17 protein-coding genes and 8 tRNA genes are annotated in these 24,474 nt (G+C 36.1%); 5 read left to right on the forward strand and 20 right to left on the reverse strand.

Annotated features, from left to right (window positions below; all coding sequences use genetic code 11):
- Nucleotides 1-96: 96 nt before the first annotated feature.
- The 3 genes from FGD67_RS03760 (at nt 97) to FGD67_RS03770 (ending at nt 2,832) form a co-directional block, all read left to right on the forward strand.
- Nucleotides 97-600 (forward strand): hypothetical protein, encoded by a 504-nt coding sequence (locus FGD67_RS03760; protein ID WP_257173771.1) that lies wholly within the window; start codon nt 97-99, stop codon nt 598-600.
- A 704-nt stretch (nt 601-1,304) separates the two neighbouring features.
- On the forward strand, nt 1,305-1,574 hold the full coding sequence (locus FGD67_RS03765) for an excisionase (RefSeq protein WP_257173772.1): 270 nt from the start codon (nt 1,305-1,307) through the stop codon (nt 1,572-1,574).
- On the forward strand, nt 1,567-2,832 hold the full coding sequence (locus tag FGD67_RS03770; RefSeq protein ID WP_257173773.1) for a tyrosine-type recombinase/integrase: 1,266 nt from the start codon (nt 1,567-1,569) through the stop codon (nt 2,830-2,832). The genes FGD67_RS03765 and FGD67_RS03770 overlap by 8 nt, the downstream gene beginning before the upstream one ends.
- A gap of 140 nt (nt 2,833-2,972) precedes the next feature.
- On the opposite strand, the gene FGD67_RS03775 is transcribed toward FGD67_RS03770, so the two are convergent.
- The 3 genes from FGD67_RS03775 to FGD67_RS03785 form a co-directional block, all read right to left on the reverse strand.
- Complete coding sequence (locus tag FGD67_RS03775; RefSeq protein ID WP_257173774.1) at nt 2,973-3,647, reverse strand: adenylate/guanylate cyclase domain-containing protein; 675 nt, start codon at nt 3,645-3,647, stop codon at nt 2,973-2,975.
- 24 nt (nt 3,648-3,671) lie between these two features.
- Nucleotides 3,672-4,142: a Pycsar system effector family protein gene (locus FGD67_RS03780; protein WP_257173775.1), complete on the reverse strand. Its 471-nt coding sequence runs from the start codon at nt 4,140-4,142 to the stop codon at nt 3,672-3,674.
- 536 nt (nt 4,143-4,678) lie between these two features.
- Nucleotides 4,679-5,332 (reverse strand): cupin domain-containing protein, encoded by a 654-nt coding sequence (locus tag FGD67_RS03785; protein ID WP_257173776.1) that lies wholly within the window; start codon nt 5,330-5,332, stop codon nt 4,679-4,681.
- Nucleotides 5,333-5,755: 423 nt separating this feature from the next.
- Between FGD67_RS03785 and FGD67_RS03790 the strand changes: the two genes are divergently transcribed.
- Nucleotides 5,756-8,368, forward strand: coding sequence for an EAL domain-containing protein (locus FGD67_RS03790; protein WP_257173777.1), 2,613 nt, complete (start codon nt 5,756-5,758; stop codon nt 8,366-8,368).
- Nucleotides 8,369-8,827: 459 nt separating this feature from the next.
- Here FGD67_RS03790 and FGD67_RS03795 read toward each other — a convergent pair whose 3' ends face one another.
- The 6 genes from FGD67_RS03795 to FGD67_RS03820 all read right to left on the reverse strand — a co-directional run bounded on the left by FGD67_RS03795 (nt 8,828) and on the right by FGD67_RS03820 (nt 15,841).
- Complete coding sequence (locus FGD67_RS03795) at nt 8,828-9,727, reverse strand: ABC transporter ATP-binding protein (RefSeq protein WP_257173778.1); 900 nt, start codon at nt 9,725-9,727, stop codon at nt 8,828-8,830.
- Nucleotides 9,724-10,539 (reverse strand): ABC transporter permease subunit, encoded by an 816-nt coding sequence (locus FGD67_RS03800; protein WP_257173779.1) that lies wholly within the window; start codon nt 10,537-10,539, stop codon nt 9,724-9,726. The genes FGD67_RS03795 and FGD67_RS03800 overlap by 4 nt, the downstream gene beginning before the upstream one ends.
- 512 nt (nt 10,540-11,051) lie before the next feature.
- A complete protein-coding gene (locus tag FGD67_RS03805; protein ID WP_257173780.1) occupies nt 11,052-13,454 on the reverse strand; it encodes a DUF748 domain-containing protein in 2,403 nt (800 codons plus the stop codon).
- 114 nt (nt 13,455-13,568) lie between these two features.
- Nucleotides 13,569-14,210 (reverse strand): DUF2959 domain-containing protein, encoded by a 642-nt coding sequence (locus FGD67_RS03810; RefSeq protein ID WP_257173781.1) that lies wholly within the window; start codon nt 14,208-14,210, stop codon nt 13,569-13,571.
- A gap of 29 nt (nt 14,211-14,239) precedes the next feature.
- A complete protein-coding gene (locus FGD67_RS03815; RefSeq protein ID WP_257173782.1) occupies nt 14,240-14,470 on the reverse strand; it encodes a hypothetical protein in 231 nt (76 codons plus the stop codon).
- Between the two features lie 582 nt (nt 14,471-15,052).
- A complete protein-coding gene (locus FGD67_RS03820) occupies nt 15,053-15,841 on the reverse strand; it encodes a PEP-CTERM sorting domain-containing protein (protein WP_257173783.1) in 789 nt (262 codons plus the stop codon).
- Between the two features lie 470 nt (nt 15,842-16,311).
- On the opposite strand from FGD67_RS03820, the gene prsT reads away from it, so the two are divergent.
- On the forward strand, nt 16,312-19,101 hold the full coding sequence (gene prsT, locus FGD67_RS03825) for an XrtA/PEP-CTERM system TPR-repeat protein PrsT (protein ID WP_257173784.1): 2,790 nt from the start codon (nt 16,312-16,314) through the stop codon (nt 19,099-19,101).
- A 137-nt stretch (nt 19,102-19,238) separates the two neighbouring features.
- Here the strand turns inward: prsT and FGD67_RS03830 are convergent, their stop codons facing one another.
- From FGD67_RS03830 to uvrC, 11 genes are all read right to left on the reverse strand, one after another.
- On the reverse strand, nt 19,239-20,555 hold the full coding sequence (locus FGD67_RS03830) for an outer membrane protein transport protein (protein ID WP_257173785.1): 1,317 nt from the start codon (nt 20,553-20,555) through the stop codon (nt 19,239-19,241).
- A 269-nt stretch (nt 20,556-20,824) separates the two neighbouring features.
- A tRNA-Leu gene (locus tag FGD67_RS03835) sits at nt 20,825-20,910 on the reverse strand.
- Between the two features lie 79 nt (nt 20,911-20,989).
- Nucleotides 20,990-21,065, reverse strand: a tRNA-Gly gene (locus FGD67_RS03840).
- A 34-nt stretch (nt 21,066-21,099) separates the two neighbouring features.
- A tRNA-Leu gene (locus tag FGD67_RS03845) sits at nt 21,100-21,185 on the reverse strand.
- Between the two features lie 68 nt (nt 21,186-21,253).
- Nucleotides 21,254-21,329 (reverse strand) — tRNA-Gly (locus FGD67_RS03850).
- 52 nt (nt 21,330-21,381) lie between these two features.
- Nucleotides 21,382-21,457: transfer RNA gene (locus tag FGD67_RS03855), tRNA-Gly, on the reverse strand.
- 65 nt (nt 21,458-21,522) lie between these two features.
- A tRNA-Leu gene (locus tag FGD67_RS03860) sits at nt 21,523-21,608 on the reverse strand.
- Nucleotides 21,609-21,611: 3 nt separating this feature from the next.
- A tRNA-Cys gene (locus tag FGD67_RS03865) sits at nt 21,612-21,685 on the reverse strand.
- 57 nt (nt 21,686-21,742) lie between these two features.
- Nucleotides 21,743-21,818 (reverse strand) — tRNA-Gly (locus FGD67_RS03870).
- Between the two features lie 147 nt (nt 21,819-21,965).
- Complete coding sequence (gene pgsA / locus FGD67_RS03875) at nt 21,966-22,544, reverse strand: CDP-diacylglycerol--glycerol-3-phosphate 3-phosphatidyltransferase (RefSeq protein WP_257173786.1); 579 nt, start codon at nt 22,542-22,544, stop codon at nt 21,966-21,968.
- Between the two features lie 74 nt (nt 22,545-22,618).
- Nucleotides 22,619-24,472, reverse strand: coding sequence for an excinuclease ABC subunit UvrC (uvrC, locus tag FGD67_RS03880; protein ID WP_257173787.1), 1,854 nt, complete (start codon nt 24,470-24,472; stop codon nt 22,619-22,621).
- Between the last annotated feature and the right edge of the window lie 2 nt (nt 24,473-24,474).

Here is a 24,474-nt window from a genome sequence, read left to right on the forward strand (position 1 = left end):
ATATGAACATGACGATGTTCTATCAACTTAAAAACTAAGAGGTCAAATTTTTTGGCTTCTTGAATAAAATTTAATTTTTACATAGGAAATCAAAAAATGAATACAAAGAAAAAAGATTTTAGACATCACACGAGTAAAATTTCGGTAATAACACCTGAGGCGAAAACATTTATAGATTACGAAAGAATGTTGAAGCAAGTTACAAAAGCTACTTCAGAAAAAGCAATGGAAAAAATTAGCGTTAAACATCGTAAATACATAGGCACTAAGGTAATTACATCTGACAGGGTTGTTAATTTAATGATGCATGGTTGCGAGTTAATTACAGAAACTTTTCAGAATATGCCAATTGAGCTAATAGAAAATAATAAAGAAATAGAAAACATAATAACCATGCTACATGTTCTATTTGATGAACTCGACTTAGCGGAAGTTGATAAGAAAGCCATTGGGTGCTTTTCATATCTAGTCAGAGGTTACACTCAGGTATGTACAGAGTTAGGTATGTCCGTAAACAACGAACATGGTGATGTTACAGGATTGCTAACTATCTATTTGCTCATAGCATATGAGTACATTAACTTAAACCAAGCAGCTTAAGCTCATTATTTAATAAATTAACGAGGTAATTATAATGATTTCACTTGAAGAAATTAAAAATCAGCTCGAAAAAAATGGACGATGTTCGTCTAATCACTTACTAGCATAGGTAGCAGCCTCAGGTTGTAATGAGAATTATGGTGTCAACCTTTATCAAGCATCATATAAGTTGGACAAATATGATAAAAAACTAATGTGGGGCTTAACGAATATCACTTTACAGCCTGATTTCAGTAATAAGGCACAGTACGAAATGATGGTATGGCTTGAAAGTGAGGGATGGCTAAAGAGTGCTACAAAATACGAAAAATCATAAATAACACAACTTAAAAAATACTGGAGAACCGAAAATGTAGATAAATTAGAAGATAAACAAACAAAACTTTTTTACATAAAACAGGAGTTTGCAAATGCAAGCTTTTAAACAAAATCAAGCAGAATATAGGAGGGCAAAAAACTAATAATTTTGTTCTACGCCCTCCTATATTCAAATTTTATAAAATTTCAATATTAGAGGTCTAAAAAATGAAAAACTTTAAACATCCACCCCCACTATCTAGCTATTCAATAGCTAACCCTACGTGTAGAAAAAACCACAAACCTGGACAAAATCAGTTAGTTACAATTAAAAGGTGTATACTTAATTTAATTAAGTTATTAGGTAATGCAAATCCATTTACTTTTTTAAGTAAGAGGTATCATCAATGAAACAAATTACATTACTTGAATGGGCTGAAAAAAATTATAGTAAAAAATTCGGTATAGGCACTTTGAATAAATGGGCGAGAAATAATTTGATAACTCCTGCTCCAGTAAAAATAGGAGGAAGTTGGCTAGTTCATCCTAATGCTACTTATGTTCAGAAAACTATTGAATGTAAAAGAACAGAACATGCTTTAAAAGAGTTAAAACAGTCAATACCAGTAAACTTTAAGCTAAATAATAGAACTCAAAGGATTATAAATAATGGCTAAACCACGTAACAATTTAAACGCGCACAATATAAAAAACCTATATATTAAAAAAGACAAACGTAGCAAGACAGGCTTTTCTTGCCAGTATAAAGATCCTCGCTTTAATGATCCTAGGTTCCCTGACGCAGTAAAGCAATTTCACAGTCTTGGGTCTGATATTGTTGCAGCTAAAGAAGAGGCTATTGAGCTAAATGCAGTTTTATATGGAAAGATCGCCAATGCAAAAGTAAATAGAGTTTTAACTCCTCCATCAAATACCTGCACAGGTATTCAATTAAAAGTGTGGCTTGAACAATATCTATCTTATTGTAGAAAAAAGTTAAAAAATGGAGAAATCAAGCCGAATACTTTCAAAATTAAGAAAAATATTACTATGGCTATTCATAAGGCTCATGGTGATTTATTTTTCGCAGACATTAATGTCCGTAAAATTGCTGAATTACTTAATAGTTATATAAAATTAGATCAAAATCGAATGGCTCAATCTGTTCGATCTATATATATTGATATTTATAAAATAGCTATTGGCAACGGTATTGATAACATAACCGTTAATATTGCATCTATGACAATAAACCCTGATGCAAAAGTCAAACGTGAACGCTTAAGCTTTCCTCATTTTGAAAAAATTATTGAGGCTTATAAATATGAACCTCATAGACTATCGGCTTTACTCGCTGTTATAACAGGGCAACGAAGAACTGATTTATGTTTAATGAGAAAACGTAAAGGTAAAGATTGGGATGAACGTTATAAGGCATACAGGCTAAATCCAAACCACTTTGTTAATAATGATTACACAAGCTTTGCTGATTTAGTAAAATATGCACCTTATTCATTCGTTGAAGATGATCAGCTTTGTGTATTTCAACTGAAAACAGGAAACCTATTAAGAATACCCTTAAGTTTAAGTCTGGAAAAACTCAACTTATCTGTCGGTGATGTGATTAATAAAGCTAACTTATTTAAATTCTCACCTTTCGTACTTCACCATACTACGGCTAGAGCAGTAAATAAATTGGGTGATCCGTTACATGCAGATACAGTTTCAAGAACTTTCGCCAAAGCTATTATAGCAACTGGTATTGAATATATTTTGAAGCCTCCTTCATTCCATGAATTAAGATCATTATCTGAACGGGAGTATAAAGATCAAGGAGTAAATACAAAAAAACTATTAGGGCATAAACATGAGAAAATGACTGATGAATATGATGACCTTCGTGGTTGTGATTGGGAAAAAGTAGATAGTATTTAATAAGGTAGTAACAAATTAGACTATATTTCTAGTAGCTAAATATAAGAGCTTAACTAAAACTGACAGGCAATAATAAGCTCATAGCTGTCCATGAATTGATGCTAACTTTTAACCTAAAGCGGAAATTCAGTTTAAAGGTATTAGCTTACTGACCAATGCCAAGTTGACCTGTAGATGGTTCTATTCATTGGATTCCAAGTCACTTGCTCCCACATAGGTTTTCCATTAGTAAACTTACAGTCATCACTTAGCTTTTGATAAACTTCTTGTGTTATCCTTGTAGGGTAATCATTCGAAAGACTGCCAAGTTTTGCTGCATGATTTGCTGCACGCCCAACCCAAACTAAATCATTTGACCCTCGTATACCTGTTCTTGCTACAAATAAGTCAGAACTATCTATGCCAATGGTATGCTGTACTTCATAATTAGAACTTTGATAGTTCTTTTTCAAGATGGGATTTATAATATTCAATCTTGCATCATTAATTTGAAGAGCCGCTTTTGCTGCCCTAGAGTTCATTCTATCACCAATAAAAACAGCCATAATTCTATCGCCATCGTAAGAAGTTATTTCCCCTGATTGTGATCTAATTATTTTGGCTGAACAGTGTAAGTAAGTCTTATAAACTTCTGCTGCGAAAAAGTCATTTTTAGTATCAACCAACTTTGTAGATTCGGATAAATCTGCATATAAAACGACTGCGTGAAGTTTAACGGCATCATTCGATAATCGCAGAGCTTCAGCTGAAGGAACGTTTTGGCCTTTACGTTCTGACCATTGTTCACTAAAAATTTTATTAACTTGGGCTTCCAAGTCGTTTCTGAGAGTCATAATTATCTATGTATAAATTAAATAAATTGAAAGCAGCCATATAGGAAAGCTCAATAATAAGTAAACCGATGACTTCTTAATATACCCATACTTACTTTTTGCTATTTCAGCATTTCTGTATGCTTGATTAATTAAATCATCTAAATATTCATCATCACTTAATTGTTTTATTTTTTCATGAAAATCTTCATTACTTTGTTTTGCTATTCCACCAAAATATAAATTGGAAGTATTTGGGCCGAGCAATGAAGGGAACATTGTAAATGCCATATTGCCAATACTATAAATTAATAGTGAAGCACAAATAACTACAAATATGCCTGAAACTAGTGACCATGAGGTGGCAGCTTTCGCTAAAGCTGAAAGCACTCCTAGCATAGATATATTTATTGCAAATAGAGCTGGAACCTTTGCATCAGCGGTTTTGACCCAATCTAATTGAAGTTGTAAAATTTTTTCAGCACGCTCTATTTTCATTCTAGAAATCAATATAATCGAAAACATGTACTTTATAAGACTAAATATATTATAGCTATATAAGAATATGGAAATTGATGAATGGTGGATTAGTTGTCTATTAGGGTAAGGTTAGGTCTAGCTATTCTGTACACTGCCCCCCTGTTGTTGACCGCTTCTATTGTGGCCTTTGCGACTGTCAGATTCAATAAATTAATATTTAATTACTTTATTACATTCAGGTATGCACCCCAATATTTATAAACTTTTAAACATTCATTTAAAACAGTAATGAAATATATAAAGTTTACAAATAAAGTAGCTCATTTGGGGAATCGTTGGGGAATCATTGGGGAATGCACGTAAGCCATTGATTTATATGCAACGACAGATATTGCCCATACAAATAAACAATATCGATTTCACAGTTGATAAGTCAGGTTGGTTAGCCACAGATAAATTCCTATTTTTTCTTCAAATAAATCGACGGATGATAAATACTATAACAATAAACCATTATTCAATGACTCTGGTTTGAATTCAAGTATTGAAAACAATTAGCCTTGAGTTAAATGGCCGGTTTTAACCCAAATCAATGTATCTTGCTCTACAAATGGTTGATGCTGACTCAAATGTGGGCTTCTAATCCAACACCCAGTAGGATAACGGCCAAATTCATCAATTAACTCACCACTAATAACATATATTTCTTCACCGCTATAATGACGATGTAAAATAAATTTTTCACCTGCCGGCCAAAAAACTAAAGCAACAGATTCAGTTTCAAAGCAATGCAAAGGTTTAACTTTTAAATTACCATTACCCTGTTGCCACTTTTGTTGTTGTGTATCAACAGATATGCGCTGGGTATCTAACGGGGAAAATTGGTGAAGTTTTACCAATAGTTCACAGCCATCTCTACTAAATGGTGCATGGATAAAGCCTTGAGGATTACGAAAATAGCTGCCGGCAGGAAAGTCACCGGTTTCATCCGAAAAAATACCTGAAAGGACAAAAATTTCTTCTCCTAAAGGATGGTTATGAGAATGAAAACTTGCTCCTGCATCATATTTAACCATACTGGTTGCATGACCACTTTCACGGTTTTCACGCGCTAACGGTTTGCGCCATACTCCAGGTAAAGGACTCGCTTGCCAATGTTGCTCTTGAGTGTGAATAACTACGCGCTTTGTGAAATCCATATTCAACATAATGCTTCCTGTTCCTTGCATTTATACTTATTTAAAATAATTTAATAACAAGCAATCAATAATCGCTTGTTATTAAATCGATAGCCATAAAATAGCTAATTTGGTATTTACATTAAAAAATCAACTAACTATTTCATAAAACTATGCCTTGATATGAATATTTCTGCTACATTATTTTATATAGGAAGATTATAATCTTACAAAAGTATTAGTCTTTACCGTTTTTACATTATTTGTCTAAGATAAGGTATGTATAGGCTAAACTCCACTTAAAAGACAACGCTAGTAACAACATAGTCCAAAAACGAAAAGTTAGGTACTGAATTTCATCATAGGTCATGTTTATGAGAAAATATTTACCATCTCAAAACATTATTTATAATACACCAACACTTTATCATTCACTCAGATGAGCATTTATTTTTGATATTTTCACAGTTAAGCAAATGGTTCTCTACAGTATTAATTACTACGCTATTAGTCGGCATCGTTATTAGTTTTTCTCTTCTTATCTATGATATTGACCAAAAAAACATTACTGAGAACAATAGTCGCTTTACTATCACGAGTAGTTATTACATAGATGAAACTAACACCATTACGCTCAATAGTGTTTTGAATGATGTTAACTTCACCGACAGTGATTTAAATGCAATACCTTATGCACTAGCAAAGCAAAGTTATTGGATAAAATTATCTCTGCATTATCCTATTGGTGAAATATCAAGGTCAACGAGTGAAAATCAACAAATTTTAATGAAAAATAATCACAATGAGCCAGTGATACTGATGGCTGAGCACAGTAGACTTGAAACCTTTACCATCTACGAACTCAATGCATTAACACCACCAACAGTAATATATAATAAGCAGTTAGTTTTAGAAGATTTAAATCAACAGATATCCCCTTACGCCCGTTTACAGCTCAATCAATTCGGTCATAGTGAATACCTTATTCAGCTTAAGAACTCTGGACCACCTAATATTCCTTTACTGTTATTTACTGCGCAAGACTTTGAACAGCGGCAAATGCTATCGCAACTGGTATATGGGGCATTTATCGGTATATTGATCATTATGGCAATATATAACTTAGTGCTATTTTTTGCTGGTAAAGACAAAGTTTATTTATTGTATATTGGCTACTTAATTTCTGCTTTTGTGGTACTTTCTTCATTAACAGGTTATGGCTACTTTCTGTTTTCCAATCAGGTAATGCAGCTATTTAACCAGTACCTGATATTTGCAGACTTCTTGCTTATTGCATTTTTATTGCTGTTTACCCTTTATTATCTCCGTTATGACCGCTTAAAGCACTGGGCTTATAAATGCTCACTTATAGTAGCGGGCATTTTAATTTTATGTGCGTTTTATTCCCTTGTACTTGATGAATTAGCACAAACCAAACTGTTTTTTTCCTTACAGCCAGTTTTTTATATCGTTGCACTCTTTCTGATTTTTAATCGTTTAAAACATGATTTTTCCTGGGCACGTTTTTACTTTTTATCTTGGTTACCGTTATTAATTGGCGCTGTTATTCAACCTATGGTGCTACTAAACAAACTTGAATATAGTTTTTTAACCGCTAATGCTTTCCTGTTCGGTATCATGATTGAAGTAACATTTATGGCATTTGCTTTGGCTGATCGTATTCGTCGAAATGAACAAGAAAAACTGACTATGATTGCTTATCATCAAAGTAACCACTTACCTAGACAGACAAATTTAGATCATAAAATCAGCCAAATTTTAGAAGCAGATAATCAAGACTTTACGGTTATAGTGATCAAACCAGAACAGTTTCAACGCATCGAGCTGTACATTGATGAACAAACTCGTATTGAATTTTTTCAACACTTAAACCAAAAATTATCATCACTGTTTAGATTTAATGATGCAGTGTTAAGTATTACTGATCAATATGAAAAGCTCTGTTATTTAGAAAATTCTAGCCTAGCTATGGTGATTGATAACACACGTAATGAACAAGATATTAAGTTAACCGTTAATTCAATCCAACTCGCCGCTAATGAGGCTTTTTACATTAAAGACCTTAAACTGCCATTATCAGCCTATATCGGCTTAGCCGACTTTCCTGAACACGGCAGTTCAAGTGCTAGCCTCATTAGTAATGCATCAATCGCCGCAAATGATGCAGAATCAAAACAGTATAAGTGGTCTTACTTTTCACCACAAAATAACCAACACAATCACTCTTCAATTCAGTTGGCTATTGATCTTCAGCAAGCAATAACTGCTCAGGGCTTCGAGTTATTTCATCAGCCACAGATAGATTTAAAAACAAATAAAGTTTGCAGTAGTGAATGTTTAATTCGCTGGCAGCATCCTGTACTTGGCAATATTTCACCTGATGTCTTTATTACCATTGCTGAAGACTTTGGCTTAATGCCATCGTTAACATTATGGATAATAGAAACAGCACTTCGCCAACAAGCAGCACTCACTGAAAACACCGGGCTTAACCATATGGTATCTATCAATATCAGTGGTAAAGATCTTATTCAAGCAAACTTTATTGACGATGTATCTACAATAATTAAACGCTGTGATATTAGAGCAGAGAAGATGATTTTTGAACTAACAGAGTCAATATCTTTTGCCCAAAGCAATATAGCGATAACGACCATAGAACAACTTATTGCCCTTGGCATTACCATTAGTATTGATGATTTTGGTACTGGCTATTCTTCAATATCACAAATTAATAAACTCCCTTTCCAAGAGTTAAAAATAGACCGAGAATTTGTTGAGAACGTTTGCAGTGATGAAAAGCGTAAAGTTATTGCTGAAGCGGCAGTAAAAATGGCTAAAGGGCTGGGCTTAGAAGTTGTTGCAGAAGGCATAAACAGTAGCTTAGATGAAGCAACATTACGCAGTTTTGGCTGCGATATTGGTCAAGGTTATTACTATGCTAAACCCATGTCATATGATCATTACCTAACATGGCTTAATAACTTATCTAATGGCCAAATACCAGCAAGTTTAGAAGGTGAATATATACCAGCAAGTAAATAGTCAAAAATAACAACCTTGGTTCAAGATAACACTCAAACCAAGGTTATACCAAGTCTATTAAGTTTGTTCCCACTCAGCGCTTACCAGCGTTTTGAGAACAACGATCATTTTGTGAATATAGTTATTCTATACGAAGGAAATTATCGGCCTGGTAAGCTCCCTGAGGGTGATTTTAAAAGCCTGACAGGCCGTGTTATTGATTTCGATAAGGTTCTTACAGGGATGTGAGTCATTAGAACAACGCCGGAGCAGTTGTCGAGAATAACCATTATCTTCAACCAATGCCTTGCCTGCATGGATGTCGGTACTTAGGTTCAGTCTGGAACTATGAACCTGTGCCGCTAAACCTTTTAAATTTCACTGAGTGGGAAGAAACTTAGTAAAATTGGTATTATTGATAGGTAATTACGTTGTGCATAGCTACGTTCTAGCCCAGTACAACAATATCAGTATAAGCGATTAAAACAATTGATTTTCTAGCGTTTTGCCATTAATTAGTTGCGCATATAACCAATTATTTTTTTGCAGAAGCAGGAGTAAATCCATTTCAATACTCGCATTGTCTTGTCCGTTCATTACGGTCAGTAAGTATTCTTTATCTTGTGTCATAGTGACTTGATTCACCCCTTGCAATTGTAAAACTGTCGCGATAATTTCAGGATAGTCTTGTTTCATTCTGAGGGTGATAAACCTAACGCTATCATCAATATTAGCTGAACGATGCTGCTTTAACTGACCTGCTTCAAGATAAAGAACTTGGTCACATAAACGTTCCAGCTCACTAAGATCATGAGAGCTTAAAATAAAATTAACATCACCAGCTTGCTCAGAAACAATAGCACGGATCTCTTTCGCGTTTGCAGGGTCAAGACCTGCCGTTGCTTCGTCCAACATAACAATTTCAGGACTACCTAATAAAGCTTGTGCAATGGTCGCACGTTTTCGCATTCCGTGCGATAGCTCACTTGGCTGGCTGTTACTGGCATCGGTTAATGCCACCATTTCTAAAACTCTCGCCGTATCGTGTTTTGCGCGCTTACTACTCATCCCCTGTAAACGTGCATAAAAACTTAATTGAGTTGCAATAGAAAATCGAGGATCTAATTGAGCATCTTGTGGTAAGGCCGATAAGCGGCCGAATAATGCTGAATTCCCTGGTGCATGTCCTAGAACACTAATGCTGCCTGATGATGGCTGAATGTAGCCACACAACAAACTAAATAGTGTCGTTTTACCTGCACCATTGGGGCCAACTAAAGCCACTGGTGCACCTTTTTCTAAACAGAACTCAACATCAGTTAGGGCAATTTTGTCACCGTATCGTTTGGTCACATGCTTAACATCGATAATTAAACTCATATTGATGCCCTCTTCATAACTAAGTTACTCGCAAAAAGTAACACAAGTGTTTGTATTAAAGGCAACCAATACTGACTTGCTACAACACCACTTTGAGATAAAATACTCTCTATTTGCTCACCTGGAAATAATAAATTGAGATAAAACTCCTGTCCGAATTGATAGTTAATAAAAGCAATAACTAACGGACCTAAGCTAAAAAAAAGTACGGCTGCGACTATTGCAAACCTAGCCGAATGAACCCAAGTATTTAATAATGTCATAAGGGCAATAAATGGCATCACAACAATAATCACTTCAAATGACAATTTAGCGCCCAACTGTAAGCTTGCTAACAGTAGGCTTAAATCACGAATACTGGCTAAAACCGCCGTAGCTAATGCGGTCATCACGATTAATACCGCAATAATAAACAGTTGGCCTAAATATCGCCCCAAAATAATTTCTGTTCGAGTTGAACGCAAAGTCAAAAACCGTAATGTGCCACGGTGCTTATCAGAACAAATCTGATCACTACAGACTGATAAGGCAAACATAGGGAAAAAATAAACTGCCACTAGCCAATAAATGGCATATTCTGATACTGGCCACTCTAATAAAGAAGATAAGCCTAAAGCACCAAAGAGATCTGATGCCATACTCTCAAAGGAATTAGAATTGACGATATCAGCTGCTGAACTGATAAAATAATAAAGGATAATAAACCAGATAGTAGCAAATGCTAATAACGATAATAAACCGCGTTTAGTTTTAAATAAGCGGACCATTTCAAAGCTAATGATATTGAACAGTCTAGATAGATTAATATTCAATCGGCACCAATTATATTTAGTATTTTTAATACCTTAAAAGTAAACGTCATAAAAAGCGAGCTTTATCCTAAGCAGTAATGTTAAATAATTATACCAAGTCTATTAAGTTTGTTCCCACTCAGAGCTTACAGGCCGTGTTATTGATTTCGATAAGGTTCTCACAGGGATGTGAGTCATTAGAACAATGCAGGAGCAGTTGTCGAGAATAACCATTATCTTCAATCAATATAGGTGTAGGTATTCAGGTTCAGTCTGGAACTGTGAGCCTGTGCCGCTAAACCTTTAAAATTTCACTGAGTGGGAAAAAACTTAGTAAAATTGGTATTAATACCTTAGTTAACAACATAGCGATGTACCTAAGTGTTTGCAGACTCGAAGGTTAGTGTTGAGCACAACAAAGAATGCAGTGCTTAACGTTGGAATATTGTGCAACCATAAATAAAATAGCGACATAGTCAGAATTGCATTCTGACTATGTCAATAAACGACAAGTCGCTTTTAATGGCCTTATTCTAAATAACAAATTTTATTCTGGCTTTAGCACCTTTCGAGCTGTCTATTTGCGGTGTACAAAATAATAACCGCGCAGAAGGCACGTTTAATTGCTCAACCATGTGTATTTTAAAATTTTCAGCACGCTGTCGAGATATGGCTTTTAAGCGTTCAATATTCTCAGCTTGATGTATTGTTGATACATCTTCTAGTTCAATATCACTTGCCGTTGCGATAGCACAAAGCTTGACGTTAACATCACCTCTATCTGCCAACATCACCGACATCTGACGACTAAACTCTAACTGTTCAGTCGTTAACTCTGTTTCACCGGCCGCGTAATTTAAATCATTTATTCTTAATTTAAGAGCAAATTCACCCGCCGCCATTGCTACTTTCATCACACTCGCATAAGGAACAAATGTTGTAATTAAATAATCTTTAGCCGCTGACATAGTCGCTTGTTTAACCAGTAAGGTTAAAAAGCCTGAAAAGCCAAATGAGGGGGCACTAGTGTCACCGGCTAATGGCAACGATAGCTCAACATTACCATCTGAGTCTTTTAACATCCCTAAAGCGACATTAAATGGTACGCTAGTTTGATCAATTATCGTGCCTGTCTCATGATCATCTGCAGCAGTAAACTCTATACCTCTGAGCAACAAATCGACATCGCCATCGAGTTTAGTTGCTATTAAGCTAGCTTTAATAACGACATCAAGCTGTCCGCTCTCAATTTCATACCTTAACGCATCTTTAATATAACTAGAGACACCAGGTAAACTGACTTCTTTAGCTGCTGCATCTAAAGTAAATTTTTGCTCAGATGCAAAAGGAAAACCACGCCCTTTTATATCTAGATATGCATATTTATCACTTTTTGCTTTCATGCTAAACAACACTTCTTGCTCTGGTTTTCTGCTATCAACATCAGATAAAGAAAGCTGACTAATGACAAGGTCACGTTCATAGTTAGGTGTAACACTAGCATCTTTAAAATTTATAACCGCCGGATCGATAACGGTAAATTGGCCAAGTTTAAACGCTAGTTCAGGTGCTTGATTTGCATCATCAAGCTCAGGTTTATTATGCTCTGGAACAGTATCAAGGTTGTCATTTTTCTGATTAACTTTTTCAGGGGCGGTCGACAAAGCAACTAAGGTTGCTAGCTTCTTGTCTTTATCTAATAGAAGATGACTAACAAGCCCAGATAAAGTAATACTATCAACAGCAATAAGCTCAGGTGCATACACTAGATCATTAATGACAAGTTGATTGAAAGCAGCCAGTGCTGGCATCTTTATTTGTTGATTTTTCGAAAACTGACCATCACTAAATTCACTGCGCTCAATATTTATTTTTGCAATGTTATTATCAAAATCTAGCGCAATATTGTCAGCCTTGATACGCGATATATCTGCTAAGATTGACTCATTGACTTGCGACTTGGCATAAATACCATTGGCAATATAATCTAACCTAGTATTAATGCTAATAGGCTTATTCGGTTGTAATGAAATAGTGAGTAACTCTGCTTGAATTTTTTGCTTCTTAACAGCAAGGTTAAAATCTTCTTGCGCAATATTGAGCTCTTCAATAACCAGTAATAAATCACTAACCTCGGTTGAGGTTCTGTCATTAGCTAGCTCGATAGCAATTTTGCTGGAATAACTAATTTGCCCATCAAGCGAAGATATTGATGAAGGCAAAAAAGCTTGTGCAGATTTTAATGCTACCTGCTGGGCTTTTACATTTATATTAAGCTTACCTTGTTGCTGTAATAAACGTCCATCTAGCGCAATTTCTATTGGCGCACCATTGAACTGACTCAGTAAATTTAATTTAAGATCTTGCTCATTTTTTGAAAGCAAAATATTTTCCAAAACAAGTGAATCAAGCTGAATATTATGCGTCTCTGAAAAGTATAATAACGCTATATGCGCATCGGTTAAGCTAAGCTCAGGTAAAATAACTTGATAAGGAAAGTCGGCACCCGTTTGCTCTGTAACTGCTTCATGTTCAGTTGCTGTAGAGGTTGCCTTTTCAGCCATTAATTCAATGCCAGCAACATTAAATGATGATGCATTCACCGTTACAGGAATAAAAATACCCTTAAGATTAAATTCAGAGATATAAATTTTATCAAACAATAATTGATGTAAATCCACCTCTGCCTCTAGGCTTTGTAATTTCAGCGCACTACTTTGCTCGTTAATTTTCACTTCTAAGTCGCTAATGGTTAAATGAGCAGTAAATGGGTTATAGCGAAGACTAGAAGTAGAAGTGAGTGATAGAGATTTTGGCAAACCGTAATGATTAACTATAGAGCGAATAACAAGTGGAGACAGTAACCAAATAAGACAATAAAGAGCAATAAAACCAATAATTAATACTTGACTAAGGCGTTTGAAATAACGACCCATTCTACATTCCTATAAATACGTCGACGGTAAAATAATCGCGTATTTTACCTGATTTAAAATAAAAACGGGCGACCATCACAAAAATTACAGTAGCCCATACGAAAACCTAACAAACTATTCTGGCTGTAACAAATCAATAAACTGTTGTGACTGCTCTATCGCTTTATTCATTTCAGCAACTAACGACTCAACATCGCGTTTAATGGTTTTATATTCGCCTTGCAAGGCACCAATAGCTTGAGCATTTAAATTATGCTTAAGATATAAACTATTATCTTTTAAGGCTGATAATACCGGAGCCATTCTATCTTTAGCCCGATGCATAGACTTAATTAAGCTTTGATAGTTGCGCTGCGTTTTTTTCAACTTTTGTTGACTCTGCTGCTTTAAGTTGTTGCTAGAATATTGCTGAATCTCATCATTCCATTCATCAAACAAAGCATCTGCCACACTCTCAATCGCGGCAATACGAGAGGCAACTTCTTGTGCAGACGACTCACTGGCTTCATATTGGTCATTAATTAATTCATACTGAGCTGCTAAATCCCCCCCTTCATAACTTATCAGTTGAGATAATTGTTCTAATGCCGATGTAAACTGCTGTTGAGCATCTTGCTGTGCAACTTGCGCACTCTCAACCCTGTTCAACATAATATCACGCTTATGAACACCGACTTTTTCCATTGCAGAATAATAGGCTGACTGACAGCCCACTAGTAATACAAGCATGATGATGGTGGAATATAATTTAGCCATGTCAGTACCTCTATTTATGTTAAGCTTATTCACAGACCGTTTCTGTTAGAGTACCTTGCCGCATCAATTATTGCCCATAAATGGGTAATCACTGCAAATGCTATCGGGAAAATTAACCACGAAAGTCCCCAAAAAATACTAGCAAAAACAAAGAATAAAATTGCTGGTAATATACGGCCTTGCACTAACTGCCCTAAACCAGGAATAAAAAAACTACATATTGCCGCTAAAACATTTCCGCCCGAACCTTGCTGTGCCATATTAAACCTCCAAAGTGTAAAATAGTTATTAATAATATATTTTTATGGTCAAAAGTATAACACTACCTTTCTTGGTAAACTGCTGTTATTGACTTTAGCTAACTTCAATTTGTAAAAATATATTTTATTGTACCAAGCCATTAAGTTTATGATCTTTTTTTGCAAATAAACACACATCAAAAACAGCATTTTGACCACTTAGAGTTAAAAACTAATAAAGTAAAGATAATATAAATTAAAACGTATTGTACTTTTTGAACAATACTGAAGACAGGTATGAGTTTGTTTTCTCTCAACGCTTACCAGCGGTTTGAGAACAACGCAGGAGCAGTTGTCGAGAATAACCATTATCTTCAACCAATGCCTTGCCTGCATGGATGTCGATACTTAGGTTCAGTCTGGAACTATGAACCTGTGCCGCTAAACCTTTTACATTTCACTGAGTGGGAAGAAACTTAGTAAAATTGGTATTAGTAGAATTGGTATTAACCAACGAATCAAATAGCGCAAATAAAAAAGCCAGATGCAAAGGCATTTGGCTTTTCAAAAAATTTATTTTCAGTTACATGCTAAGTTATAAAATTAAGCAGATAATAAATTGCTCTTAGCTCTCTGACGATATGCTATACCCGCCAAGGCAAGTAACATAAGTATAATTGTAGCCGGTTCAGGTACATCAACTACCGGACTATTGCCACGATTTACAGCAAAGGTCTCATGGACAGCATCGTTATAACAAGACATTGCCCAGCTTAACGATAAAGAAGTAGCCTCTCTAAATGCATCTAAGCCACTAACATTAAAGCTAAAACTTATTTTTTCATTGGTAGATGACCACGTAGAAGCATTTTCATTCAATTCATGCCCTTTTGTTTGACCAAATACAGCACCACGATCATCAGAATAACCATGGTAACTGCCGGCAGAGGTGGTGCCATTAATTTTATAAAGTCCACCATTAGTTTGATCAAGTCGCTCTATTCTACTAAAACGCGTATTCCAACCGCTGTAAAGATCACCTAATGAGAAAGCATAGTTAAAGCCAGAATTACTAGCACTATTGGCTCCTATAAGGAGATCGCCAAAAATAATATTTTTATGATTACTACCATCACTGTATGTATTGTTACTATTTCTACCGCGATATGAAGATGCAAACTTAGTGAAAACATCAACAGTAATAGTATCATCATCTCCCCAAGAAACATCCATCTGATCAACATTATAAATCCAGCCACCTTGACCAGCGTCTGCTCGATCATTTACTGAAACTGTTGTCCCATCTAAAGCTATATCTGTAGCATATGCACTCGTAGTGGCTAATAAAGCACCGAAGGTTAACATTTTTAAACTGTTTGTAATTATCGACATCATAATTTTCCAATTAACGTATTTACAAGTTTCGCATCAACTATTTAAGTGATGGCTTTTGTTGTCTTTACACCGTATTTAACCATAAACAAAAGCAAATATCGAACCAACAATATAAAATCAAAATAAAACAATGACTTAGACTATTACAGATATTGTTATTATTGATAAGTATCTCAAGTGTAAATTTTACTGACAATGCTATTTAAAACAACATTTTAAATAGCATAACCAATGCAACTTTATCTGTATAGATAGTATACGAAACTAAAAGTTTATTAAATGATTGTTTGTAAACGCCCCCCCAAATAAAGTAATTTTGCTAGCCTAGTTTAATAAAAGTATTTACCATATTTCAAACTGATCATCATTACTTAGCTAATCTTTTAAATTTAATGTTACCAACGGGCCCAATAATGAAAAGAAATATACCTGCAAAGCTAACAACAGTCTCAAACCGGAAAGCAACATTGAAAACAGTTACTGCCTTTTTCATTATTTCTAGTCTACTTTCCTGGCAAGCAAATGCAGATGAGAACGCTGATAAACTTTATGAAAATGCCTTAATTTCGTACCAAAATAAAGATATTACAACCTCAATAATTCATCTAAAAAATGCTCTACAAAAACAACAAGATCACTTAGCCTCTCGAATTTTATTGGCACAAGCTTTAATAGCAACAGGTGATGGTGCATTAGCAGAAGTAGAATTAAACAAAGCTAGGGCTTATAACGCAGATCAAAATAGATTAGTAACCCTATTTGCACATGCTTATTTATTACAGCATAAGTACGATGAAGTTTTACGTGTAACTAAACCTAGTACTCGGGGAAATAAAATTGAGGCTGAATTATTAGTTTTTAAAGGTCAAGCATTAATCGGGCAAAAGCTGTTGCGCTCAGCAGACAGTGCATTTGAAGAAGCGTTATCCTTCTCTCCTGATAATCAAATGGCATTACTTGGCAGAGCACAAATAGCCCTTAATACATTAAAAATCGATAGCGCACTAACCTTTGTTGAGCAAGCCATCGCAGGACCTCTACCTTTCATTAATGGTTGGATATTAAAAGCGAATATATTAGCACAGTCAAATCAACTACAAGGGGCAATGACGGCGATTGAACAAGCATTGGAAATTGACAATACACATTTAGCAGCACGATTAACCAAAGCCATGTTGCACATTAGCTTACAAGAATATGCCTTGGCTGAAGCACATGTAGACTACATCATTAGTGAAATACCTAATGAGCCAAGAGCAGGCTATTTGAAAGCAATAATTAATGCTAACTTAAACAAAGAAGGTGATAAGTCTGCTAATATAAAATTAACTGAGGTCATTGCTACTTTAGCTGCAGTTCCTGATGAAATAATGAAAACAACACCTGATTATTATTTTCTCGCGGGATTGACAAACTTTCAATATGGTAACCTTGTTGATGCCAAAAGGTATCTAGAAAAATATCTCAGCTATGTAGAGCTGCATTTACAGTCGGTCAAAATGATTGCTCAAATTGATTTGCAACAAGGCAATACAATATCAGCCAAAAACCTCTTATCAAAAACCAACTTATCTCAACCTGATGATCCTGACATATTAACACTCTTAGGTATGACCTACCTGCAGCTAGGGGATGTAAAAAAAGCCGAAAATTACTTTAAGCAAGTCTTAGTATTAAAGCCTAACTCTGAAATTGGTATAACAAATCTAGCACGTAGTAAAATGCAGTCGGGGGAGTATCAATTAGCAATAGATGCATTACTTACCATAAAAGATAATAAAGTTAATAACATTCAAATAAAGTTATTATTGATTGATTCATACGAAAAAGGAAAGCTTTATGATGATGCGATCGCTATTGCACAAGAACTCGTTCAACAATATCCAAACGATAGTTACTTTCAGCAAAGATTAGGTGCATTATTAGGCTGGAACAATAAAATAATCGCCGCAAGAGTAGCCTTTACTAAAGCATTGCTACTTGATAACACTAACATTGCTGCCATCATACATTTAGCCAGAATGGATATCATTGAAAACGATCTCGAAAGTGCAAAAGTTTTTTTAAATGAAAAACTAAAACAATTCCCTCAAGATCCACTGATAATGACAGAATTATCGAATATATTTTTACTTGAAAATAACTATGATGAAGCCCTACTCTGGGTTAATAAAGCACATGTCCAAGCACCTAACAATTTCTATGTGTTATCTAAACTTGTAAATACCTTAGTTGCTAATAAACAACTCACTGAAGCTACTGAGTTTGCCGATTTGTATATAGGTCAAAATCCTAGCTCTTTAGACAGCTTAAAATTGATCGCCAGATTATATCAACAACAAAATAAACACCAACAAGCCATAATGGCGCTTAGAGATTATGTTAAAAAATCTACCGATAAATCTTCAGCTAATATAACGCTTGCACAAGCCCAATTGAAAGCAGGAGATAATGTCGGGGCGATGCAATCATACAAGAAAGCAATTGTTGCAGACCAAAAATCAGTATCTGCTCATATCGGTTTGGTAAACCTTGTTATTAGTAATAAAGATGAGGCCTTTGCATTAAGCTTAATTGAAAACATAGCTAAATTAACAGCCAGCAAAAGCTTAGAGCAAGTATTATTAGGTGATTTATACTATACCTTAGATAATATCGTAAAAGCCAAGAAGCATTACTTAACAGCACTGAGTTTTTCTGATCAAAAGCAGGCTATTTTAGGGCTTTACCGCAGCTTTAAAAAAATCAATGAATTAGAGCAAGTTATTCCTTATTTAAAGGATTGGCTTAAAAAGTATCCGGATGATATTGCTGTAGAAATATCATTAGCTGATAGTTATAAAAGTTCAGGACAGCTACAACAGGCCGCGGATAATTATGAAAAGCTATTAAGTAAGCATGGTCAACTGCCGATATTACTGAATAATGCAGCAAATATTTATTTTTCACTTAACCAACAAAAGAAAGCCCGTCAATACGCTGCTCAAGCATACTCTTACTTAAAAGATAATGTTGCTATTATAGACACCTATGCATGGATTGAAAGTCGCTTAGGAAATCACCTAGAAGCACTAGCATTATTCAGATACGCACTGACTAAAGATTATGACAATGCCGAAATAAAATACCATTTAGCCGTCACGTTAGATAAGCTTGGTAGGACAACAGAAGCCAAAGGTCACCTCATTGAAGCAATTAATAGTCAGCAGTTATTTCAAGGAAAAGAACAAGCAAAGCGACTATTAGCAACGTGGTAAGTAGCGTAGCAGTCTAACGAAGATACCTACAGAACATAGTAAAAATAAAAGCCAACCTTAAATTCGGTTGGCTTTTTTGTCATCATTGTGCTTAAAGTTATGTCTTTAATACCAAAAACATAAAGTTTTATAATTAACTAAAAGCTTTTGTTATATTGAATAGCAACAATTAAGGCATTACCTTCCGAGCTAAAACCCCAATCCTTATTGCCAACAACGCCATCTAAAGAACTAGGTAATTTACCTAATAATGCATCTTCTTCAGTAACAATCACATTATCGCCATTGATATAAGAAATACCAAAATCGATACTGTCATTACTTGCTAGTTGATAAGTAGCACCGGCGCTATACCACAATCGGTCACTGTCAGGAATTGAGATTGAACGATAGTCTTCCGCAGCTGACTGATCAAAGGCAATACCAATTCTTAAAACAAGATCTTGGTTCACATCATAAGTTGCACCTAAAGCAAAACGATAGCTGTCTTCAAAATTTTCTTGTTTTTCAAATGCTAGCGTATCACCGATAAATGCCTCAAGCTTTTCAAAGCTCGACCACTGAGTATACATAATACTGTAATGTGTTGCCCACTGTTCGGTAAGTTGATGAAAACCTGAAAACTCAGCTATTGCAGGCATATCAACAGACAAGCTCGCTGCTTGCTCCTGCACACCCAGTCCAGAAAACTCACCATCAAATGCTAATTCGACTTCACTACGGTAAGTAAGCGCAAAACGGTGGTTTTGATTAATTTCATAAACAAGGCCAATATTCCAGCCATAACCAAAATCATCACCTGCCATATTGACAACCTCAGTGCTGCCTTGCACTGGTGCAACGACTAGGCCAACACCAGGAATTGATACGCCATTTTCCAGTACACTGCCCGCATGTCTAATTAATTCAGCTTCACCATAAACAACATTTAACCCCAAACCTAAGCTAAGCTGCTCATTGATTCGATACGAACCACTAATATTAGCATTCATGGTTTTTAAATCGGTTTTACCGCCAATAGAGCCTGCCTCATAGTCGTTATCGTATTCACTTTTTAGGCCGAAATTCGAATTAAAAGCAACACCATAGGCAAATGTATCGTTGACCGGATTAATAAAATACATTGCTGGAATAATAGCTGTTGGTACGACACCATCTTGTTTAAGTTGGCTAACATCATAATCAGCCCCAAGGATATCTGGCGCATCAATGCCTTTTATATTTACACCAGGATCAACATAGGTTGCGGCAAGAGAGAAAGCTGCTTTGTCAAACAAAGCCATTGCGGCAGGATTACGAGCTAAAACAGCAGCATCATCTGCTATCACAGCATCACCAGCAAAGGCTCGGCCTAAGCCTGAAGCGCTTGTTTCATTTAATTGAAAAGATGCAGAGTAACTATTAAAAGTTGCCAATGTAATGGCCGCTGCAAGAATTGATTTTTGTAATGTCATACTAAGTTCTCGGAAATTGTTGAAAATAATAAATTTTTTAATAAAAACACTTAATAATACGCGACAAAACGCAGCCACTCTGTTAAAAAATGTAACTTTCACATCGAATAAACAGCGGACACTTCATAAAAAATATTAAAGCCAAGCAATAGCATTATTAATACAAGAATATTGAAAAAATCATGGCAAAGCGATAAGTTTTATTAAAAAATAAAATCTGATACAGATAAAATGATAGTTATTGAGCAAAGAATTGAGATTTTCTAAGGTGGTACCCGGAGACGGACTTGAACCGTCACGCTCTATGAGCGAGGGATTTTAAATCCCTTGTGTCTACCAATTCCACCACCCGGGCAACGAGGAGTATTTTTAACGTAATCTTGGTAACTACGTTCTTCTTATTTGCATGATAATGAAATAAGAGATTGAAATATTGGAGCGGCTAACGAGACTCGAACTCGTGACATTCACGTTGGCAACGTGATGCTCTACCAGCTGAGCTACAGCCGCTTCGTAGAACTTTAAATACATCTCTAAACAAAAGTGGTACCCGGAGACGGACTTGAACCGTCACGCTCTATGAGCGAGGGATTTTAAATCCCTTGTGTCTACCAATTCCACCACCCGGGCATCGAGAAGTATTTTTATAGTAAATATTGATGATTTACTTTTTCTTTTTACACTAACACTATCAAATTTGGAGCGGCTAACGAGACTCGAACTCGTGACATTCACGTTGGCAACGTGATGCTCTACCAGCTGAGCTACAGCCGCTTCATTTGCTTAATTAACACCTATTAATTAAGACTACACATCATTTGAAATTTGGAGCGGCTAACGAGACTCGAACTCGTGACATTCACGTTGGCAACGTGATGCTCTACCAGCTGAGCTACAGCCGCTTCATATATCAAACTGACTCTATACATATGCCAATATGTATTAACAATCTTACTAAGTAGGCAAATGGTACCCGGAGACGGACTTGAACCGTCACGCTCTATGAGCGAGGGATTTTAAATCCCTTGTGTCTACCAATTCCACCACCCGGGCAAATGGAGGCGGGTCCCGGAGTCGAACCGAGGTAAACGGATTTGCAATCCGCTGCATGGCCACTCTGCCAACCCGCCCTTTATTTACAAACTACCGTAAGATAGTATTCCCTAGATTTTCTCTTAAAGAGAAATTGGAGCGGCTAACGAGACTCGAACTCGTGACATTCACGTTGGCAACGTGATGCTCTACCAGCTGAGCTACAGCCGCTTCATCTGCTGACTCCCTGTCAACTGGAAACGCATTCTACATTGAAAAACTTATGAGTCAACCCTTTAATATCAATTTTATTTCGACTGCTCAAAAAGCGACTAATATGGTGTTTTTTTAGCTAAAAACAGACAATTTAACGATAAATTACTTGGTTAATTCTGGCCAAGCCGCTTTAAAATAGATCACCATAGACCAAAAAGTGAGCACAGTGGCTACAGCATAAAAGCCATAAGCAGCAAAAATTAATATTTCATGTGGAAATTCAAATAAAATTAATGGAATATCATAAGTGGGGTACCAAATTAAGCCCATAATGCCTAACATTTGCGCCGCAGTTTTATATTTACCCATTTGTGAAACCGCAATAACATCTCGATGACCACGTGAAGACATAAACTCACGCAAGGCACTGATAAAGATTTCACGTGAAATCATTAATATCGCCGAAATTGATATCCACCACACTTGTAAATCTTGAATTAAGATAACTAATGCGGCAACCACCATCAATTTATCAGCAACGGGATCGATAAAAGCACCAAAGGCTGAAGACTGATTAAGTTTTCGCGCTAAATAGCCATCAAGCGCATCACTTATCGCGGCAAACCAAAAAACCACAAAGGCGCCAAAATGATTCCACGACACAGGTAAATAAAATACCAGAATAAAAACCGGAATTAAAATAATTCTAAATAATGTAATTTGGTTGGGAATTGTCCACATAATATGTCTAATATTCTTATCGTTATCTAATCAAAGGTGAGCCGAGTTAAAACACATTTTACACAGATCGCGTTCTAATTGTCATGCAAGGCGTCATAAATATTTTCCGCCAAGAGTTTACTGATACCTGGTACTTTTTCTAAGGTCGCTTTGTCTGCTTTTAGCACTTCTTGTAAGCCACCTAAGTATTGTAGAAGTGCTTGTCTTTTCTTTGCCCCTATTCCTGGTATAGTTTCCAATGTCGACTTTTTACTGGCCTTTTGTCGTTTAGCCCTATGTCCTGTGATAGCAAAGCGATGTGACTCATCTCGGATATGTTGCACTAAATGTAATGCTGGAGATGTTGCTGGTAATGAGATCAATTGATGACTACCCGCTAAAATTAAGGTTTCCAATCCCGGCTTTCTTGATTCACCTTTAGCAACCCCAACTAATAAAGGTGTTTTAACTTTATCTACACCGGCAAAAAACTCTTCTGCTTTTGACAGCTGCCCTTTGCCACCATCAATAAAAATAATATCAGGCATTTTTTCTTCACTGGTGACTTTGCTATAGCGTTTATCTAAAGCGAACGCCATCGCGGCATAATCATCACCGGGGGTGATGCCGTGCACATTATAGCGCCTATAATCACTTTTTAATGGCCCTTCTTGGTTAAATACCACATTCGAGGCCACGGTTTGTTGCCCCATGGTATGGCTGATATCAAAACATTCAATGCGGGATATGCCATTAGCTAGTTCAAACACTTCATTAAGCGCTGAAAACCTTGCCTGCATAGATTCTTTATGGGAGTTTCGGGTCATTAATGCCGTGGTTGCATTAGTGCAGGCTAGCTTCAAATATTGTGCTCGTTCGCTACGCACATTATGCGACAGCTTTACCTCTCGCTCCGCTTGGCTTGAAATGACTTGCACAATATCTTGTTGATTATCGATTGCCTGCGAAATAATAATTTCTTTTGGAATAGCACCTAAATTCAGCTCATTACCAATATAATGCTGACTAATAAATGCAGCAATTATTTCCGCATCACTGGTATCAATCGGCACCGTTGGAAAGTAACTTTTACTGCCTAATATTTTTTGCTCTCGAACAAACAATAAATGAATACAAGCTTGAGATTTATGACGATACAAACCAATCACATCCATCTCAGCAACACTACCGCTAACAAACTGTTGCTGCTGCACTTTTCTTAAGGTCGCAATTTGATCTCGATATTTTGCCGCATGTTCAAAGTTCAGCGCTTTACTGGCGCTTTCCATATTCTCGACCAAGTGCTCAATCACAGTTGAACTTTTACCTTTGAGGAACAACTTAGCTAATTGGACTTGTTTTTGGTAATCTTCTGGTGATATTTTATCAACACAAGGCGCCGAGCATCGCCCTAACTGATACTGTAAGCACGGTCGGCTTCGCGCTCGATAATAACTATCTTCACATTGCCTTAATGGAAAGATTTTCTGCATTAAGCGCAAGCTTTCCCATACCGCACCTACCGTTGGGTATGGGCCAAAATAGTCACCTTTAACTTTTTTTCCACCACGATGTAACCCTAATTTAGGGTGTTTATGGTCGGTGATCAATAAATAAGGATAAGACTTATCGTCGCGCAACAAAATATTATATTTAGGCTGGTATTTCTTAATATAATTATTTTCGAGGATCAGCGCTTCGCCTTCGGTATGCGTTACGGTCACGTCGATCGCGGTAATTTGTTTTACCAGTGCGCGAGTTTTATTACTACCAAGATCTTTGCGGAAGTAACTTGCTAATCGCTTTTTGAGCTGCTTCGCCTTGCCAACATAAATCACTGTTTGGTTTATATCGTACATACGATATACCCCAGCTTGTTCAGAAACAGCAGCTAGAAAAGCTTTATGATCAAAGACTACCGCATCATTTGACAAGGTTTTTTCAGACAAAG

It is taken from the genome of Colwellia sp. M166 (assembly GCF_024585285.1).
Taxonomy (GTDB): Bacteria; Pseudomonadota; Gammaproteobacteria; order Enterobacterales; family Alteromonadaceae; genus Cognaticolwellia.

What these genes read in the sequence shown, in the direction of transcription:
- FGD67_RS03760 (WP_257173771.1), top strand. Translation starts at nt 97, where the DNA reads ATGAATACAAAGAAAAAAGATTTTAGACATCACACGAGTAAAATTTCG.
- FGD67_RS03765 (WP_257173772.1), top strand. Translation starts at nt 1,305, where the DNA reads ATGAAACAAATTACATTACTTGAATGGGCTGAAAAAAATTATAGTAAA.
- FGD67_RS03770 (WP_257173773.1), top strand. Translation starts at nt 1,567, where the DNA reads ATGGCTAAACCACGTAACAATTTAAACGCGCACAATATAAAAAACCTA.
- FGD67_RS03780 (WP_257173775.1), bottom strand. Translation starts at nt 4,142, where the DNA reads ATGAAAATAGAGCGTGCTGAAAAAATTTTACAACTTCAATTAGATTGG.
- FGD67_RS03785 (WP_257173776.1), bottom strand. Translation starts at nt 5,332, where the DNA reads ATGTTGAATATGGATTTCACAAAGCGCGTAGTTATTCACACTCAAGAG.
- FGD67_RS03795 (WP_257173778.1), bottom strand. Translation starts at nt 9,727, where the DNA reads ATGAGTTTAATTATCGATGTTAAGCATGTGACCAAACGATACGGTGAC.
- FGD67_RS03805 (WP_257173780.1), bottom strand. Translation starts at nt 13,454, where the DNA reads ATGGGTCGTTATTTCAAACGCCTTAGTCAAGTATTAATTATTGGTTTT.
- FGD67_RS03810 (WP_257173781.1), bottom strand. Translation starts at nt 14,210, where the DNA reads ATGGCTAAATTATATTCCACCATCATCATGCTTGTATTACTAGTGGGC.
- FGD67_RS03815 (WP_257173782.1), bottom strand. Translation starts at nt 14,470, where the DNA reads ATGGCACAGCAAGGTTCGGGCGGAAATGTTTTAGCGGCAATATGTAGT.
- FGD67_RS03820 (WP_257173783.1), bottom strand. Translation starts at nt 15,841, where the DNA reads ATGTCGATAATTACAAACAGTTTAAAAATGTTAACCTTCGGTGCTTTA.
- FGD67_RS03830 (WP_257173785.1), bottom strand. Translation starts at nt 20,555, where the DNA reads ATGACATTACAAAAATCAATTCTTGCAGCGGCCATTACATTGGCAACT.
- pgsA (WP_257173786.1), bottom strand. Translation starts at nt 22,544, where the DNA reads ATGTGGACAATTCCCAACCAAATTACATTATTTAGAATTATTTTAATT.